This window comes from Proteus mirabilis HI4320 (assembly GCF_000069965.1).
GTDB lineage: Bacteria > Pseudomonadota > Gammaproteobacteria > Enterobacterales > Enterobacteriaceae > Proteus > Proteus mirabilis.
This window is the reverse complement of sequence record NC_010554.1, coordinates 1601204-1617337: the sequence shown is the minus strand read 5'-3', so window position 1 is coordinate 1617337 and position 16134 is coordinate 1601204. Positions and strand designations below refer to the sequence as shown.

15 protein-coding genes and 5 tRNA genes are annotated in these 16134 nt (G+C 37.1%); 17 read left to right on the top strand and 3 right to left on the bottom strand.

The window, feature by feature from the left end:
- Positions 1 to 288: 288 nt before the first annotated feature.
- The 10 genes from PMI_RS07405 to PMI_RS07360 all read left to right on the top strand — a co-directional run bounded on the left by PMI_RS07405 (position 289) and on the right by PMI_RS07360 (position 6010).
- Entirely contained in the window at positions 289 to 852 is a 564-nt protein-coding gene (locus PMI_RS07405; RefSeq protein WP_109024023.1) for a LuxR C-terminal-related transcriptional regulator, read from the top strand.
- Complete coding sequence (gene uvrC / locus PMI_RS07400; protein ID WP_004243286.1) at positions 836 to 2668, top strand: excinuclease ABC subunit UvrC; 1833 nt, start codon at positions 836 to 838, stop codon at positions 2666 to 2668. The genes PMI_RS07405 and uvrC overlap by 17 nt, the downstream gene beginning before the upstream one ends.
- Positions 2669 to 2723: 55 nt before the next feature.
- Positions 2724 to 3272, top strand: coding sequence for a CDP-diacylglycerol--glycerol-3-phosphate 3-phosphatidyltransferase (pgsA, locus tag PMI_RS07395; protein ID WP_004243285.1), 549 nt, complete (start codon positions 2724 to 2726; stop codon positions 3270 to 3272).
- A gap of 141 nt (positions 3273 to 3413) precedes the next feature.
- Positions 3414 to 3489 (top strand) — tRNA-Gly (locus PMI_RS07390).
- Between the two features lie 25 nt (positions 3490 to 3514).
- Positions 3515 to 3588: transfer RNA gene (locus PMI_RS07385), tRNA-Cys, on the top strand.
- Between the two features lie 5 nt (positions 3589 to 3593).
- Positions 3594 to 3680, top strand: a tRNA-Leu gene (locus PMI_RS07380).
- A gap of 113 nt (positions 3681 to 3793) precedes the next feature.
- Positions 3794 to 3880: transfer RNA gene (locus tag PMI_RS07375), tRNA-Leu, on the top strand.
- A 195-nt stretch (positions 3881 to 4075) separates the two neighbouring features.
- Positions 4076 to 4162: transfer RNA gene (locus tag PMI_RS07370), tRNA-Leu, on the top strand.
- A gap of 190 nt (positions 4163 to 4352) precedes the next feature.
- The gene (locus PMI_RS07365) at positions 4353 to 5018 is read left to right on the top strand and encodes a DUF1007 family protein (RefSeq protein WP_012368020.1); all 666 of its coding nucleotides are present in this window, start codon (positions 4353 to 4355) and stop codon (positions 5016 to 5018) included.
- Positions 5009 to 6010: a nickel/cobalt transporter gene (locus PMI_RS07360; RefSeq protein ID WP_004248251.1), complete on the top strand. Its 1002-nt coding sequence runs from the start codon at positions 5009 to 5011 to the stop codon at positions 6008 to 6010. Before PMI_RS07365 ends, PMI_RS07360 begins: the two co-directional genes overlap by 10 nt.
- A gap of 73 nt (positions 6011 to 6083) precedes the next feature.
- Here PMI_RS07360 and copM read toward each other — a convergent pair whose 3' ends face one another.
- Entirely contained in the window at positions 6084 to 6473 is a 390-nt protein-coding gene (copM, locus tag PMI_RS07355; RefSeq protein WP_004243281.1) for a CopM family metallochaperone, read from the bottom strand.
- 406 nt (positions 6474 to 6879) lie between these two features.
- Here copM and PMI_RS07350 point away from each other — a divergent pair, with 406 nt between their 5' ends.
- From PMI_RS07350 to PMI_RS07335, 4 genes are all read left to right on the top strand, one after another.
- On the top strand, positions 6880 to 7299 hold the full coding sequence (locus tag PMI_RS07350) for a hypothetical protein (RefSeq protein WP_135050041.1): 420 nt from the start codon (positions 6880 to 6882) through the stop codon (positions 7297 to 7299).
- 470 nt (positions 7300 to 7769) lie between these two features.
- Entirely contained in the window at positions 7770 to 8996 is a 1227-nt protein-coding gene (locus PMI_RS07345; protein WP_012368019.1) for a sugar transporter, read from the top strand.
- Between the two features lie 137 nt (positions 8997 to 9133).
- The gene (locus PMI_RS07340; protein WP_004243278.1) at positions 9134 to 9466 is read left to right on the top strand and encodes an SMR family transporter; all 333 of its coding nucleotides are present in this window, start codon (positions 9134 to 9136) and stop codon (positions 9464 to 9466) included.
- A gap of 35 nt (positions 9467 to 9501) precedes the next feature.
- Positions 9502 to 9807: a putative hemolysin gene (locus PMI_RS07335; RefSeq protein ID WP_004250912.1), complete on the top strand. Its 306-nt coding sequence runs from the start codon at positions 9502 to 9504 to the stop codon at positions 9805 to 9807.
- A 130-nt stretch (positions 9808 to 9937) separates the two neighbouring features.
- Here PMI_RS07335 and dsbB read toward each other — a convergent pair whose 3' ends face one another.
- Complete coding sequence (dsbB, locus tag PMI_RS07330) at positions 9938 to 10462, bottom strand: disulfide bond formation protein DsbB (protein WP_004248244.1); 525 nt, start codon at positions 10460 to 10462, stop codon at positions 9938 to 9940.
- Positions 10463 to 10633: 171 nt separating this feature from the next.
- A complete protein-coding gene (gene nhaB, locus PMI_RS07325; protein ID WP_004243275.1) occupies positions 10634 to 12178 on the bottom strand; it encodes a sodium/proton antiporter NhaB in 1545 nt (514 codons plus the stop codon).
- Between the two features lie 235 nt (positions 12179 to 12413).
- Here nhaB and fadR point away from each other — a divergent pair, with 235 nt between their 5' ends.
- The 3 genes from fadR (at position 12414) to alr (ending at position 16105) form a co-directional block, all read left to right on the top strand.
- On the top strand, positions 12414 to 13133 hold the full coding sequence (gene fadR, locus PMI_RS07320; RefSeq protein ID WP_004243274.1) for a fatty acid metabolism transcriptional regulator FadR: 720 nt from the start codon (positions 12414 to 12416) through the stop codon (positions 13131 to 13133).
- 541 nt (positions 13134 to 13674) lie between these two features.
- Positions 13675 to 14979, top strand: coding sequence for a D-amino acid dehydrogenase (locus tag PMI_RS07315; RefSeq protein ID WP_004243273.1), 1305 nt, complete (start codon positions 13675 to 13677; stop codon positions 14977 to 14979).
- A 13-nt stretch (positions 14980 to 14992) separates the two neighbouring features.
- Positions 14993 to 16105, top strand: coding sequence for an alanine racemase (gene alr / locus PMI_RS07310; RefSeq protein ID WP_012368018.1), 1113 nt, complete (start codon positions 14993 to 14995; stop codon positions 16103 to 16105).
- The last annotated feature ends 29 nt before the right edge of the window (positions 16106 to 16134 follow it).

Below are 16134 nucleotides of genomic sequence, written 5' to 3'. Positions count from 1 at the left end.
AATGTGTGTATGATTTTAATACATTATTAATTAATGCGGTAAGAATAATAATTTATTTATAATATCATTGTTGCGTGAATAAAAAATAAAAATATGGAAATTCTAACGATATTATAATAGCATTTGTCATTATAAATTTTATTGCCTTGATTTATTTTTAATTTTATTAAATATTTTTAAGGATTGATATCGTTGATAAATACTCTAGTAATCAGTCAAGTTGAAATATTTAGTTTAGGTATAGAAAAATTACTTTGCCAGATTAAAAAAATTAACATTCGTAAGATTATGAATGATGAAAGTGAAGCTTTTCGTTATTGCAGACAATATTCTGTCAATCTTATTATTTTTTATTCTTTACCTACTGTCTCTTTAATAGATGTAATAAAAAGAATTAAACGTTTTTCTCCCATTATAAAAATAGTGGTTATTTCGCCTAAAATAGACTCAATACTTTCCGTCACATTGCTACAGTTAGGTATTGAAGGGTTTATCGTTATAGATTCCTCTGCTGCGAATGTGCTTCAGGCCATTCGACAAGTCTGTATTGGTCAACGTTATATTAGTCCAGAAATTGCTATGGATATTGCACTAACTAAAGTACAAGCAGACTTAAATCCGCTACATCATCTTTCTGAAAGAGAGTTACAGATAATGTCGATGATTATAAGAGGGAAAAAAATAGCACAAATTGCACAAGAGCTGAATATCAGCACTAAAACAGTAAATAGCTATCGTTATCGAATGTTTAGTAAACTTAAAATCTCAGGTGATGTAGAATTAACTCATATAGCAGTTCGTTATGGGTTAATCGAGATAGAGAGTTACTTACAAAGTGGAAAACATATTTGATGCTAAAGCATTTCTAAGTCGAGTAACGAGTCAACCGGGTGTGTATCGAATGTATGACGCCTCAGGCACCGTTATTTATGTTGGAAAAGCAAAAGATCTGAAAAAACGATTATCAAGCTACTTTCGTGCTCAGGTGAATAGTCGTAAAACAGAAGCATTAGTAAAATGTATTGCCAATATTGATGTTACCGTGACACATACGGAGACAGAAGCGCTACTTTTAGAGCATAGCTATATTCAGCGTTATCAGCCTCGCTATAATGTGTTACTACGAGATGATAAGTCCTATCCGTATATTTATTTAAGTGCAGACAAACACCCAAGATTGGCGAGTTATCGTGGTGCTAAACATGCTAAAGGGGAATACTTTGGCCCTTTCCCTAACTCTTTGGCGGTGAGAGAAACATTAGCTTTGATGCAAAAATTATTTCCTATTCGTCAATGTGAAGATAGTGTTTACCGCAATCGCTCACGCCCTTGTTTGCAATATCAAATAGGCCGTTGTCTCGCCCCTTGTGTAAAAGGTTATGTCTCTGATGAAGAGTATGCACAGCAAGTCAATTATGTGCGTCTTTTTTTATCCGGCGATGACAGCCAAGTGATTGAAGGCTTAATTAAACGAATGGAAGAGGCAAGCCAAGCGTTACGCTTTGAAGAGGCTGCGCGTATTCGTGACCAAATTCACGCGGTAAGACAAGTTACTGAAAAACAGTTTGTGGCTAATATTGGCGATGATCTCGATGTGATTAGCGTGGCATTTAATGGTGCTATTGCTTGTGTGTATGTGCTCTTTTTCCGTCAAGGTAAAGTGCTTGGTAGTCGTAGTTATTTTCCTAAAGTACCGGCAAATACATCATTAGACGAAGTGGTACAAACCTTTATTGGACAATTTTATTTACAAGGCAGTGCGATCCGCACTTTACCCACAGAAATTTTGCTCGATTTTAATCTTGAAGATAAAACGATTTTAGCGGAGTCAATTTCTTCGATAGCAGGACGTAAGATCCATATCCAAACTAAACCCCGTGGTGATAGAGCACGCTATTTAAAACTAGCACGAACTAATGCAGCTACGGCATTAGCCACTAAGCAAGTTGAACAATCAACCATTTCTCAACGTTATAACTCGTTAATGTCACTTTTAGAGATGAAAGAGATAAAACGAATGGAATGTTTTGATATTAGTCACACTATGGGAGAGCAAACTGTGGCTTCATGTGTCGTATTTGACATGAATGGCCCATTAAAATCGGAATACAGGCGCTATAATATTAGTGGGATCACTCCGGGGGATGATTATGCCGCGATGAATCAAGTTTTGACTCGTCGTTATGGCAAGTCATTAGAAGAGAGTAAAATACCTGATATTATTTTTATCGATGGTGGTAAAGGGCAATTAGCACAAGCCATTGACGTATTTCAATCACTTGATGTCGATTGGGATAAATCACACCCTAAATTAATTGGTGTCGCGAAGGGGAGTGATCGTAAAGCGGGGTTAGAGACACTATTTTTTAAACCAGAAGGCGAAGGTGTGGCACTTCCTTCTGATTCACCCGCGTTACATTTGATCCAACATATTCGTGATGAGTCGCATCGTCACGCAATAACGGGGCATCGTCAGCGTCGTGCTAAGGTTAAAAACACCAGCTCTCTAGAATCGATTGAGGGGGTGGGACCAAAACGACGTCAAATGCTATTGAAGTATATGGGTGGTTTACAAGCTTTACGTGATGCAAGCGTTGAAGAAATTGCGAAAGTTCCCACAATTTCGACCGCGTTAGCAGAAAAAATTTTTAATGCGTTGAAACACTAAGTGTATTGATGCACCATATTAATAACTCTCACTTTTCTAGGTCGTGTAGAACGCTATGCAACTAAATATTCCAACTTGGCTAACTTTATTTCGTGTCGCTTTAATTCCATTCTTTGTTTTGGTGTTTTATTTACCATTTAAAGATGCTCCCCTTATTTGTGCCATTATTTTTATGGTAGCTGCCGCCACTGACTGGTTTGACGGTTTTTTAGCCCGCCGTTGGAAGCAAACCACTCGCTTTGGGGCTTTCCTTGATCCAGTTGCGGATAAGGTAATGGTTGCTACAGCATTAGTATTAATTACTGAACACTATCATGTATGGTGGATCACTTTACCGGCAGCGACCATGATCGCACGTGAAATTATCATCTCATCACTAAGAGAGTGGATGGCTGAATTAGGTAAACGTAATAGTGTGGCAGTTTCTTGGATCGGAAAAGTGAAGACTACCGCACAAATGGGTGCACTTGTTGTGCTATTATGGCGTCCGACTATTGAAGCTGAGTGGTTCGGATTTGTATTGTTATACATTGCGACGGTATTAACATTCTGGTCTATGTTCCAATATTTGAGTGCTGCATGGTCAGATTTGCGTGAAGCTTGATCGAAATGACTGAAAATTCACCGAACAGTCAAAAAGATGCAAATATAGTGTTGACTAGATTCAGGAAATCAGTAGAATGCAACGCATCGAAAGGCACAACGGTTTACAGAAATAAATAAGTAAATCAGCAAGTTCGGTAAAGCGGGAATAGCTCAGTTGGTAGAGCACAACCTTGCCAAGGTTGGGGTCGCGAGTTCGAGTCTCGTTTCCCGCTCCAATCTCTTAAGAGATTGAGCAGTTGAGGCGCGTTGGCAGAGTGGTCATGCAGCGGATTGCAAATCCGTGTACCTCGGTTCGATTCCGGGACGCGCCTCCATAAATGCCCAGGTGGTGAAATCGGTAGACACAAGGGATTTAAAATCCCTCGGCCTTTAGGCTGTGCGGGTTCAAGTCCCGCCCTGGGCACCACTCCTAATTGAGAGAGTGGTGTAAAAAGACCATAAATAATGGCATTGGGAAGTAGTTAGTCGTCCTTACCAGTAAAAATTAGTTATAATTTTACGGACGCACCACAGAATTTAGCCCAGGTGGTGAAATCGGTAGACACAAGGGATTTAAAATCCCTCGGCCTTTAGGCTGTGCGGGTTCAAGTCCCGCCCTGGGCACCATATAAAATACGGACCTTAATTTAGGTCCGTTTTTTCTTCTAACTACAACGCTGGTGGTTGGTATAGGAAAAGTAGTTTTAGCGTAATAAATATTGTTATTAGTTACATAAAGTTAAAACAAAAAATGATTTAAGTTTATTTATTATGTACTTAACTAATAAATAAGTACCAAGAAAAATAAATAAATACAATTTAGCCCAGGTGGTGAAATCGGTAGACACAAGGGATTTAAAATCCCTCGGCCTCTAGGCTGTGCGGGTTCAAGTCCCGCCCTGGGCACCATATAAAACTTTACTACTACTTTAGTAAGTTAAAAATACTAAGCCACCCAATAGGGTGGCTTTTTGCTTTCTAAACACCTCGCTTTCACTAAACCAAGTTATAACACACCTAGAATAATTTCATAAAATGACTATCATTTTACAAATCCGTGATGTTATATTATAACAAAATATCATGGGTGGTTTTGTTTATGTGGATAGCTAATTTTAAAAATTTCTCTTGGCGAGCAGTTCCGATATTGATGTCTTTCTTTTTATTGATGACTACACCAAAAGTTTTAGCACATCCTCATAGCTTTATTGATATGCAAACAACTTTTAATACACAAGATGATAAGTTAATTGGATTAACTTTTTCTTGGGTTATGGATCCGATAACCTCAATGGATATTCTGTACGATATATATAATGCGCAACCAGAAAGTGATATTTGGAAAAAACAGGCGGCGAGATTAATGAGCAATATATTATCTCAGAACTATTTTTCCGAGTTTTATATGGATGGGAAAAAACAAAAGTTTCGTCGTATACCAAGCCATTACACTCTTATAAAAGAGAAGTTACAGGTGAAGTTTAGCTTTGATGTGCTATTTATCACCCCATTGCCATTCGCTAAACATCATTTTGAACTTTTAACTTATGATCCCACTTTTTATGTCAGCATGACCTATCGTGACAATACACAGATCATATTGCCTTTAGAAATGATCGCTGATTGTAAACACAAACTGATTGAACCTTTTGCTGATGAAAGTTTAAAAGAATATGCACAATCATTAGATATCAATGGCTCTACTGATAGTGATTTAAATTTAGGGCTCTCTTTTACACAACGAGTACAAGTATTATGCCAATAAATATAACGAAGGAAAGGGGATTACTAATTAGCTTACTCACAGTGATAGCCAGTTGTTTGTTATTGATTGCTTATTATTGGTCTGAACTAACTTATTTTAATGTTCAATGGCAAAAAGTTATCAATAGCTATCTTGCAGAATTAATGCAAGATATTAGCGAAAATAATTGGCAAGTAGGCTTTATATTAATAGGTGTTAGTTTTTTGTATGGGTTACTGCATGCTGTTGGCCCTGGGCATGGAAAAGTCATTATTAGTACTTATATTGCTACTCACCCGACTAAATTAAAACAAAGTGCGTGGTTAAGTGTCCTTGCTTCATTGCTACAAGGTACAGTTGCCATAGTTATCATCACTGTTATATTAATAATATTAAACCTATCAAGCTCTCATTTAAAAATAGCGAGTCATTACATTGAAAATAGTAGCTATTTATTAATTTCATTATCTGGCATTATTATTTTTATCCAGTCTATTCGTCGTTTATTGTCAGACTATAAAAAGCGTGCTTTTTATATTAAACAGGCAACACCTATCATCAAGCGATCTAGATATCTCTATAAACATAAAAGCAATCAAACCATCTCACAAACATCATGTTGTGGTCATAAACATGTGGTGACTTCCAATGAATTACAAGGGAATTGGTCGGCACAATTGTTGGTACTATTCGCTATTGGTAGCCGCCCTTGCTCTGGCGCATTGTTAGTATTGTTATTTTCATATGCATTAAATATCTATCTTTGGGGAATAGCAGCTGTCATTGCAATGGCAATAGGAACGGCTTTAACCATTACTGCAATTGCATTAACAGTTTATTATATGCGAAATGTTGCTTATCGGTTTTCGGTAAAAAATACTAATTTATCTTTTAGGTATATGGCGGAGCTACTACGTCTATTAGCAGGAATATTGTTTATATTTTTAGGTATACTGATGTTTAATAGTGCAATAACATTAAATAGAGAAGATATAATGCTGTTATTTCGCTAATAGTTACAGGTTAATGACATGGCAATGTAAGAAAACGCAGACTTTCCTTAATAGAACGTCTGCGTTTCAAATATTAGTTATTTTGCATATTGGTATTATTTTTTTCTAACCATTTTTGCATTTGTTCAATTTCAGGGCCTTGTGCATCAATAATAGCTTGTGCTAATTTGCGCATTTCAGGATCAGTACCATACTTTAGCTCGATTTTTGCCATATCAATTGCTCCCAAATGGTGAGCAATCATTCCCTGCGCAAATGCAACATCTGCATTAGCACTATTCATTCCTTTTGCCATATTTTCATGCATTTTATTCATTGAATCCATGAGCTCTTGGTTCATAGGAGAGTTACTCTGTGCCACATTAGTACCCATATTCATATTCATATGTGAATTATTGGCTATTGCACCAAAAGAGAGTGAACCCATTAAAACGATGGCGATAGGTAAAACTTTTTTCATCATTGTTCCCTTTATATTGTATGAATTATCTTTATTCTAAAGATCCCCCTTAGGGGAAGGTCAAGGTTACAACTAAAAGTTTAGAATACTTTACTTTTAATGACGTTTTATCTTATAAAGTATTATCAATATGCTTGAATAAATAATCGTTATAATGGCTATAATGAAAACCAGATATACTTGCGATAAATCTTATTTTTAACGCATATCCAAATAATAATTAAAATCAGAATTTAAGTATAATAACTTAACAATATTTAAATTATAACAATAAATTATTTCTTATGCCAATAGGGCTACCTGTCTGCGTAATAAAATGTAAAAAATAAAAAGAATTGTAATCAATATTGAATATGAATGGCTTTAATTATATACAGATACAAAGATGATTAGTGATGTGGGGGCTTTCATGAAACAAATAATTATTATTGCAGGAGGAATTATATCATTGACTATTATGATTGCTATTTTTGTTGCAATCTTAGTTGTTTCTGTATTTAAAGAAGATACCGTTGCTGCTTGGAATAATAGCCGTAATGTTATTGAAAACTCCTCAACACAAATCAACGATATGTTTTCTTTTGTCAAAGGTAAGCGTGATGATGTCATGGCACGTTATCAATCATTAGAAAACAGTGAAAGTTGTAATCAACTCGTGTCTAAATTAGACAGTGTTGAAAAAGCACTAGCGGAAGGTAGTTTGTTACTTCCTCGGTCATCAATTGAGCAAATTTTTGCTATTAAAAATAGCCTTAATGATAGCTCATCTCCAGCCCAAAGCTTTGCCTGTGAGCAAGCTATTCAATTTATAGACAGAATTAATCCATAAGTATTAAGCTACTGTATAGTTATTCTCTTTGTTTTTATAATATAGACTCTCTATTATTAGACTAACTGCAACAATAAGCCCGTGAAGATCTATTTATAATAGCATGAAATGGTTATCATTTTTTATTAATAAAAATGTGATTCAGTAACGCTATTTTTCCTTGCCGATCTCCCTTTTGCGATCCAAATAAAATGTTAACGTTAAAAAGAAGCCAATGTAGGGATTTAATTTAGCGCTATGCCTATGCTAACATAATAGGCTGATTCGTTTTAGTCAGATGTTTTTCTATTCATTAGTTTGTTTTTATCTTTACTTATCGCTTTATAAAACACGCTTTATTATCTATTCTATTTAGATGTTATAAAATATAACGATGGGTATTTGCGCTTCTTTTTATGAAATTCACTGGCAGTAGTACATAAGTATCTTTTATCTATTTATAAAATTCACTGAAAAGTATTTAAACAATTATGAATATCACCACACCCAATAGCATTAATGAAGTAAGCCGTAAGACGGCGTGGATCAGGGTAATTATTCTATCATTTGCTGCTTTCGTATTTAATACGACAGAGTTTGTACCTGTTGCATTGTTAAGTAATATTTCTGAAAGTTTTGCCATGGTGCCGGCTCAAACAGGGTTGATGATCACTATTTATGCTTGGGTTGTTGCCCTAATGTCTTTGCCATTAATGATAATGACCAGCAAAGTAGAGCGACGTAAGCTACTGATTATTTTGTTTATTGTATTTATTCTAAGCCATGTCTTATCTGGCGTGGCATGGGATTTTAATTCGCTAATTGTAGGTCGGGTTGGAGTCGCCTTTGCTCATGCTGTTTTTTGGTCGATTACTGCCTCATTAGCAATAAGAATGGCACCCCATGGTAAAAAAGCACAAGCATTAAGTTTATTAGCAACCGGTGTTGCACTAGCTACCGTGCTGGGTTTACCTCTGGGAAGGGTGGTTGGACAATGGTTAGGATGGCGAGCTACCTTTTTGGGTATAGGTGTACTGGCGCTGATAACCATGCTTGCTTTAATGCGCTATTTACCTTTATTACCCAGTGAACATTCCGGCTCGTTAAAAAGTGTCCCAATATTGCTAAAACGAGCACCATTAGTGGGTATTTTCTTACTAACGGTGATCGCAGTAACCGCTCATTTTACTGCTTATAGTTATATTGAGCCTTTTGTTATTGATATTGCAAAATTAGATGAAAATTTTGCCACTATTGTATTACTGATTTTTGGCGGTGCAGGAATTTTGGGGAGTGTGTTATTTAGTCGCTATAGTACCAAAATGCCAACCTCATTCTTATTCTTTGCACTTATTCTCTTAACCGTATGCTTAAGTACGCTGATGATAAGTAGCCAACATACACTCACATTTATTGCCTTAATCATCTTTTGGGGGATAGGCTTTATGTGTATTGCGTTAGGATTGCAGGTTAAAGTGATTGACTTAGCACCTGATGCAACAGATATCGCCATGTCGATCTACTCAGGTATCTTTAATATCGGTATTGGGGCAGGGGCTTTGTTAGGTAATCAAGTAATATTGCACGCGGGAATGCCAAATATCGGCTATGCAGGAACAGCCTTAAGTATTATTGCACTAGCGTGGTGTGGCTTTATTTTTACCCGTTATCGTGTTGCGATGGGAGGCAAACCTCGCGAAAAAAACCGGCTCCATTAAACAAAATCTATAAATAGCATTTTAAGGCATCTATTGCGCTGAATAGATGCCTTTTTTGTTGTTCTAAAATAGATATCACAGAAATATCTTGTGATAGAATTCACAAAATTGAATTTGGATCTTAGTAGGGCGAAGAAATGAATGGATTAACTTACCTAATATTAGCCATTATATCTGAAGTTATTGCAACAACGGTGTTAAAAGCATCCGATGGCTTTAGTCGATTATATCCATCTATTGTCGTCGTGGTGGGGTATTGTTTTTCTTTTTGGGCGCTATCTCAAGTTGTGAAAGTCATGCCACTGGGTATTGCATATGCAATTTGGAGCGGATTAGGTATTGTTTTAGTTTCTGTTGCGGCTGTTTTTGTCTATCAACAAAAACTCGATTTACCCGCCATCGTCGGTATGACATTAATTATTGCCGGCGTCTTAGTGATTAACTTACTTTCCAATAGCACCTCACACTAATCAGAGATAACAGAGATAATTTAGGTGTTTTTATAATGCAAAGAAAAATGAAAGCAACGTGTTTTTTGTTGATGTTGACCAGCTTTGCGTTGCTTACTGGCTGTAGTCAATCTAAACAAGCGCAAAATACCACCGCTCAAGTGATTAATAGCAATAAAACGATAGCGACCACACCTTCTATTCCTTTAGAGGAACCAGCAAAAGAGACCTGTATATTTTCTGGTGGAGTGCCTGCGTTAACTTATGAATTACACGGCGGTCAAACACCCGTTTGTCAATTTGCTAATGGTAAACGTTGTAGTGAACAAGCGTTGATTGATGGTGCCTGTATTCCAGGTTAATACGCTTGGGGATATGCATAAATAAATGATAATTAGAAAAATAGGCGCTTAATGTCTGATTAAGCGCCTATTTTTGTGATGATAATAATTTATCTGCGCTCTATCTTTCTATAGCTAACAGTAGCGTATGTTAGTCTTTTTTGGAAAAAGAAGAGGTGACTTGGCTGATTAATACTAATAAACCAACAATAAAATAAGCAGAAAAGATAATTAACATCCATTGTGGCATTTCTAATGACAAGAACCGCCATTGGCTAACAGAACAATCCCCCGATGCTTGGAATACGGCAGGGAACCAATCTTGCAATGCAAACCAAGAAGGCAAGGTAACAAAGAAATCACAAGTTGCAAAAGGTGATGGATTAAGAATAAGTTGCGTATGTTCCCAAGCTAGCTCAATACCGCGGTATGAGGCATAAAGCCATAAAAAACTACCCGCCATGCGCATTAGTGTCAGTTTTGGCGAAGAAAAACCAATTAATGCGGCAACTAAGATCCCTAATACAGCAATGCGCTGATAAACACACATCACACAAGGCATTAATTCCATTCCGTACTGAAAATACAATGCCGCACCTTCAAGACCAATTGCCGTTAATGCCAGCAGTAACCATGAAAAACGACTTTGTGACCAGTGACGAAGAGCACTCAACATAACAATGTCCATGATAATATTGAAATAAGTTGTTATTCTGCCTAAAAACTAGACTAAAAAAAAGGTAAAATCTCTTATTTCACAAATATTTACATTAATAGGTGTTTTTATGAAAAAATAGGGCTTTTAAACATTAAAAGCCCTAAAAAATACTCATTTCATGATGGTTTTTTATGGAATAGCGATTAAGCCAATTTCATATAACCAATGTGTCATTGGCACGAGCCAGAATTCTACAGCTAGTAATCCTAACAGTGTCATAACAATGGTATAAGGAAGAGCCATCATCACCATACGTCCATAAGATAAGCGGATCAGCGGGGATAATGCTGAAGTTAATAAGAATAAGAAAGCCGCTTGTCCGTTTGGCGTTGCCACTGACGGTAAGTTAGTCCCAGTATTAATTGCGACACCAATATGTTCATATTGAGATTGGCTAATTAATCCTTCTTGCAATGCGCTTAATGCTTCACTGATATAGACCGTACCCACAAATACATTATCTGAAATGGCAGAAAGTAGGCCATTAAAGAGATAAAAGAGTGACAGTTGTGAAGATTCTGATGCCTGTAGAACAAATTGAATAATAGGACCAAATAGCTGTTGATCAATAATCACGGCAACAACGGAGAAGAATACCGTAAGTAATGCGGTGAAAGGCAGTGCTTCTTCAAAAGCTTTACCTAAAGCGTGCTCTTCAGTGATACCACAGAAAGTGGTGGCTAAGATAATAACAGAAAGACCAATAATACCAACCTCAGCAAGGTGTAAGGCCAGTGCAACAATTAACCAAATACCAATTAATGCTTGGATTAATAACTGGGCTTTTTCTTGTTGAGTTCGTTTTTCACTGTTCTTTTTATCGTAGTCAGTGAGAACTTTACGCACTAATTCAGGTAGCTCGGCACCATAACCAAACAGCTTAAAGCGCTCAACCAAATAACATACTGCAAGTCCAGCAAAGAAAACGGGAATAGTAACGGGTGACATCCTGATAAAGAAGGTGACAAAATCCCATTCTAAGTGTTTTGCAATGATCAAGTTTTGTGGCTCACCAACCATCGTCATCACACCACCTAATGCTGTACCAACACCGGCATGCATCATTAAGCTACGTAAGAAAGCACGGAATTGTTCTAAGGTCTGTTTTTTCTCTGTGCTATCAATAAAGCCATCATTGCTTAACTCTGCATCAGCCTGGTTAGAGGCAAAGTTATGGTAGATGGAATAGAAGCCTAAAGAAACACTGATCACCACGGCAATCACGGTTAAAGCGTCTAAAAAAGCAGATAAAAAGGCACTAGCAAAACAGAATGCTAATGATAATAAGCGTTTAGATCGAATAGAGAGGAGTAATTTTGTAAAAGCAAATAGAAGTAATTGCTTCATAAAATAAATACCCGCAACCATAAAGACCAGTAATAAAATGACTTCAAGGTTGTTGGCTATTTCATGACCTATTTGTTTCGGCGTTGTCATACCAATAATGACGGCCTCAATAGCAAGTAATCCCCCTGGTTGTAGCGGATAACATTTTAATGCCATGGCTAAAGTGAAGATAAACTCAACAACGAGTAGCCAGCCAGCAATGAAAGGGTCAACAAAGAAAAAAATCAGTGGGTTGATGATTAAAAAAGTAATAATAGCAAGCTTATACCAATCAGGGGAGTTCCCCATGAAATTTTTCAGTAATGCTTGTCTTATACTCATATCCATTATGTTTTTTATCCTCCGAATAGAGATTTTAGGCGCCTAAAATGCGCAATCTAGTCATAATACGCTCTAATCGCTGTGAAATTAAGCGTATTCGTAAATAATAAATTGATAAAACAGTGTCATGTTTTATGATGCCATTCACTATTTAGCGATGGTTGAGCTATATCAAAATTAAGCATTCTGATATTATCTTTTCTATTATTAGCAGAAAAAACGCTTCGGAAGAAATAAAAATATGGTTATTAAGGCTCAAAGCCCCGCAGGTTTTGCGGAAGAGTACATTGTTGAAAGTATTTGGAACAACCGTTTTCCACCAGGTTCTATTCTGCCCGCAGAACGTGAGCTTTCCGAATTAATTGGTGTGACAAGAACGACATTGAGAGAGGTTTTGCAACGTTTAGCTCGTGATGGTTGGTTAACTATCCAGCATGGAAAACCAACTAAAGTGAATAACTTTTGGGAAACGTCAGGTCTTAATATTCTTGAAACTGTCGCGCGTCTTGATCATGATCGCGTGCCACAATTAATCGATAATTTATTAGCCGTAAGAACGAATATCTCAGCAATTTTTATTCGCACGGCATTTAAAAATAATCCAGAAAAATCCCTAGAAGTACTGACTCATCAACTAACGACTGAAAATAGTGCTGATGAGTTTAGTGAGTTGGACTATAACATTTTCCGTGGTTTGGCATTTGCCAGCGGTAATCCTATTTATGGATTGATCTTAAACGGACTTAAGGGATTATATACCCGTGTAGGGCGTTATTATTTCTCTAATGTTCAGGCGAAAGAGTTGGCGCTATCATTTTATAAAAAATTGGCGTTGCTATGTGAACAAAAAGATACTGAGCATGTTATGGATTGCGTTCGCCAATACGGAAAAGAGAGTGGCATTATTTGGCATGAGCTTCAATCGCCACTACCTAGTGACTTAGAAGAAGTAAAACGTTAATTCATCGCGTTTATCCCGTCTTAACATCAGCATTGGATCTTATTGATCCAGTGCTGATTTTTTATTATCCAGAAAATGGTAGTAATAGAAATATGATGACTATTATTGGAGAAGTGAAAGAATAGCGGGCTAAAAACAGCAAGCCTAGTTTAACCAGCCATTTTTAGGTGATACTTTAATTTGGCTATTTTTAGTAAAAAAAATTTGAAACATATCTCATCTTAATATTATATTCTGATAATGATAATTTTTTTGGTTTTTCATAAAAATTGCATGATGGGTTTTTATTGGCTTATTTAATTTATATTTGAATAATATATTTATGTATTATTTTTATAAAAAGCGCTAAATACTCTATCAACTTGATTTTTAAATAGAATTAATAATTACTCTGCAAAACTAACACTGTTATTACTAATTAAATGTGATTTGACTCTAAAATTTGCTTTTTTGTGGTGCTAGATGATTATTCTGTGCTGGCTTTTTGTGTATGGAATATTATTCTTATGTTATATCAATGTAAATTATTTGGAGTCTAGCCATGAAAGTGATCATCTTAGGTGGCGGCGTTATTGGTGTAACAAGTGCGTGGTACTTAGTACAACAAGGGCATGAAGTCATTGTTGTCGATAGGCAAAGTAGTGCGGCAGAAGAGACGAGTGCAGGTAATGCAGGGCAAATATCTCCGGGTTATGCAACACCTTGGGGTGCCCCGGGTATTCCATTAAAAGCAGTAAAATGGATGTTTCAAAAACATGCACCTTTAGCGATCCGACCTGATGGCTCACTGTTCCAATTACGCTGGATGTGGCAAATGCTACGTAATTGTGATGCTTCTCATTATGCGATGAATAAGAGTCGTATGGTGCGTATTGCTGAGTATAGTCGTGATTGTATCCGTCAATTACGCCAAGATACCGGTATTGAATACGAAGGACGCCAAGGGGGAACGTTACAGCTATTTCGTGATCAAAAACAATTTGATAATGCCGCTAATGATATTGCTGTATTAAAGCAAGAAGGTGTGGCTTATGAACTGCTAACAGCCGAGCAACTAAAATCAGCAGAACCCGCTTTAGAGCATGTGAGTCATAAACTTACCGGAGGATTACGTCTTCCTAATGATGAAACGGGTGATTGCCAAATCTTTACTAAGAAACTGGCTAAAATGGCTGAAGAGGCCGGGGTTACCTTCTTATTTAATAAAGAAATAAAACACCTACTTTTTGATGGTGATAAAGTCACCGGTGTGCAATGCCATGATGGTTTATTAACCGCAGATCACTATGTTGTCGCCATGGGATCGTACTCGACTGAATTTTTGAAAAATAAAATCACAATTCCGGTTTATCCTTTAAAAGGCTATTCATTAACCATGCCTATTATTGATGCAAGCAGAGCACCAACATCCACTATTTTAGATGAAACATATAAGATTGCGGTGACTCGCTTTGATAATCGCATTCGTGTGGGCGGTATGGCGGAAGTGGTAGGTTTTAATTTGAATATTTTAAAATCACGTTGTGAAACGCTCAAAATGGTTGTTCAAGATCTCTATGAGGGTGGTGGTGATATCAGTAAAGCGACATTCTGGACAGGCTTAAGGCCAATGACGCCAGATGGTACACCGATAGTTGGGCCAACCGCATATCGTAATTTATCCCTAAATACGGGGCATGGTACATTAGGATGGACGATGGCATGTGGCTCAGGACAACTGTTAGCTGATTTAATATCAGGTAATAAAACGGCAATTGCTGCAGATGATCTCTCCGTGTTCCGTTATATCGATGGATTTAATACTAAATTGCTCCGTCCAGGGCAAAAACTTGACGCTGTTTATTAATTAAGGAGAGACGATGTCCAGACCTGCCAAAATTAGCATAAATTTAGATGCGCTGAGTCATAATCTTTCGGTGATCAAATCGAAAGCGCAGGGAAGTAAAGTATGGTCAGTGGTTAAAGCTGATGCTTATGGACATGGTCTTTCTTGTGTTTGGCCTGCATTAAGTCATACCGATGGTTTTGCCTTAATTGAATTAGATAAAGCAATTATGCTAAGAGAGCAAGGATGGGTAGGCCCCATTCTTTTGCTTGAAGGTTTTTTCAAACCAGATGATGTGTATTTATTAGAGCGTTATTCATTAACGACGGTTGTGCATGCTGATTGGCAATTTGAAGCCATTGAGCAAGCGCAATTAGAGCGGCCTATCAATATTTATCTGAAACTCAATAGTGGCATGAATCGGTTAGGTTACCGACCAGAAGACTATCAGCAAGCCATACAAAGAGCAAAAGGCATAACTAACATTGGCTCTATTGTACAAATGTCCCATTTTGCCAATGCTGATACAGGGCTGAATATGGCGACACAAAAACAGATTATTGATAGCTCAATGGTAAATGATTTACCGCGCTGTTTAGCCAATTCTGCGGCTATTTTATTTGAACCACAAACCCATCATTCATGGGTTCGTCCCGGTATTATTTTATATGGTGTATCCCCCTCTGGGGTGTGGCAAGATATTGCTGATTTTGATTTGCAACCTGTGATGACCTTTAACAGTGAAGTATTAGCCATTCAGTCAGTAAAAAAAGGTGAGCAAATTGGTTATGGTAGCCGATATACCGCACAACGTGATATGAGAATTGCTGTTGTCGCTTGTGGTTATGCTGATGGTTATCCAAGGCATGCCCCAGATGGTACTCCCGTTATCGTTAAAGGACATAAAACACAATTAGTTGGGCGTATTTCAATGGATATGCTTACTATTGATGTAACCGACTTGCCGGATGTTGAACATGGAAGCCCTGTTGAGCTATGGGGAAATCAATTACCGGTTGATGAAGTTGCACTGGCTTGTGGCACTATTGGTTATGAATTACTGTGCGCTATTGCACCGCGAGTGGCGGTTGAAGTGACGATAAATGTAGCAAACTCTACTTTTTCTGATCTAAATGAAAGTTGTTAATAATCACTAAACTAGAATAAGCTTAAACT

What these genes read in the sequence shown, in the direction of transcription:
- PMI_RS07365 (WP_012368020.1), top strand. Translation starts at nt 4,353, where the DNA reads ATGTGGATAGCTAATTTTAAAAATTTCTCTTGGCGAGCAGTTCCGATA.
- PMI_RS07360 (WP_004248251.1), top strand. Translation starts at nt 5,009, where the DNA reads ATGCCAATAAATATAACGAAGGAAAGGGGATTACTAATTAGCTTACTC.
- fadR (WP_004243274.1), top strand. Translation starts at nt 12,414, where the DNA reads ATGGTTATTAAGGCTCAAAGCCCCGCAGGTTTTGCGGAAGAGTACATT.
- dsbB (WP_004248244.1), bottom strand. Translation starts at nt 10,462, where the DNA reads ATGTTGAGTGCTCTTCGTCACTGGTCACAAAGTCGTTTTTCATGGTTA.
- PMI_RS07350 (WP_135050041.1), top strand. Translation starts at nt 6,880, where the DNA reads ATGAAACAAATAATTATTATTGCAGGAGGAATTATATCATTGACTATT.
- nhaB (WP_004243275.1), bottom strand. Translation starts at nt 12,178, where the DNA reads ATGGATATGAGTATAAGACAAGCATTACTGAAAAATTTCATGGGGAAC.
- PMI_RS07340 (WP_004243278.1), top strand. Translation starts at nt 9,134, where the DNA reads ATGAATGGATTAACTTACCTAATATTAGCCATTATATCTGAAGTTATT.
- PMI_RS07315 (WP_004243273.1), top strand. Translation starts at nt 13,675, where the DNA reads ATGAAAGTGATCATCTTAGGTGGCGGCGTTATTGGTGTAACAAGTGCG.
- copM (WP_004243281.1), bottom strand. Translation starts at nt 6,473, where the DNA reads ATGATGAAAAAAGTTTTACCTATCGCCATCGTTTTAATGGGTTCACTC.
- PMI_RS07335 (WP_004250912.1), top strand. Translation starts at nt 9,502, where the DNA reads ATGCAAAGAAAAATGAAAGCAACGTGTTTTTTGTTGATGTTGACCAGC.
- alr (WP_012368018.1), top strand. Translation starts at nt 14,993, where the DNA reads ATGTCCAGACCTGCCAAAATTAGCATAAATTTAGATGCGCTGAGTCAT.
- pgsA (WP_004243285.1), top strand. Translation starts at nt 2,724, where the DNA reads ATGCAACTAAATATTCCAACTTGGCTAACTTTATTTCGTGTCGCTTTA.
- PMI_RS07405 (WP_109024023.1), top strand. Translation starts at nt 289, where the DNA reads ATGAATGATGAAAGTGAAGCTTTTCGTTATTGCAGACAATATTCTGTC.
- PMI_RS07345 (WP_012368019.1), top strand. Translation starts at nt 7,770, where the DNA reads ATGAATATCACCACACCCAATAGCATTAATGAAGTAAGCCGTAAGACG.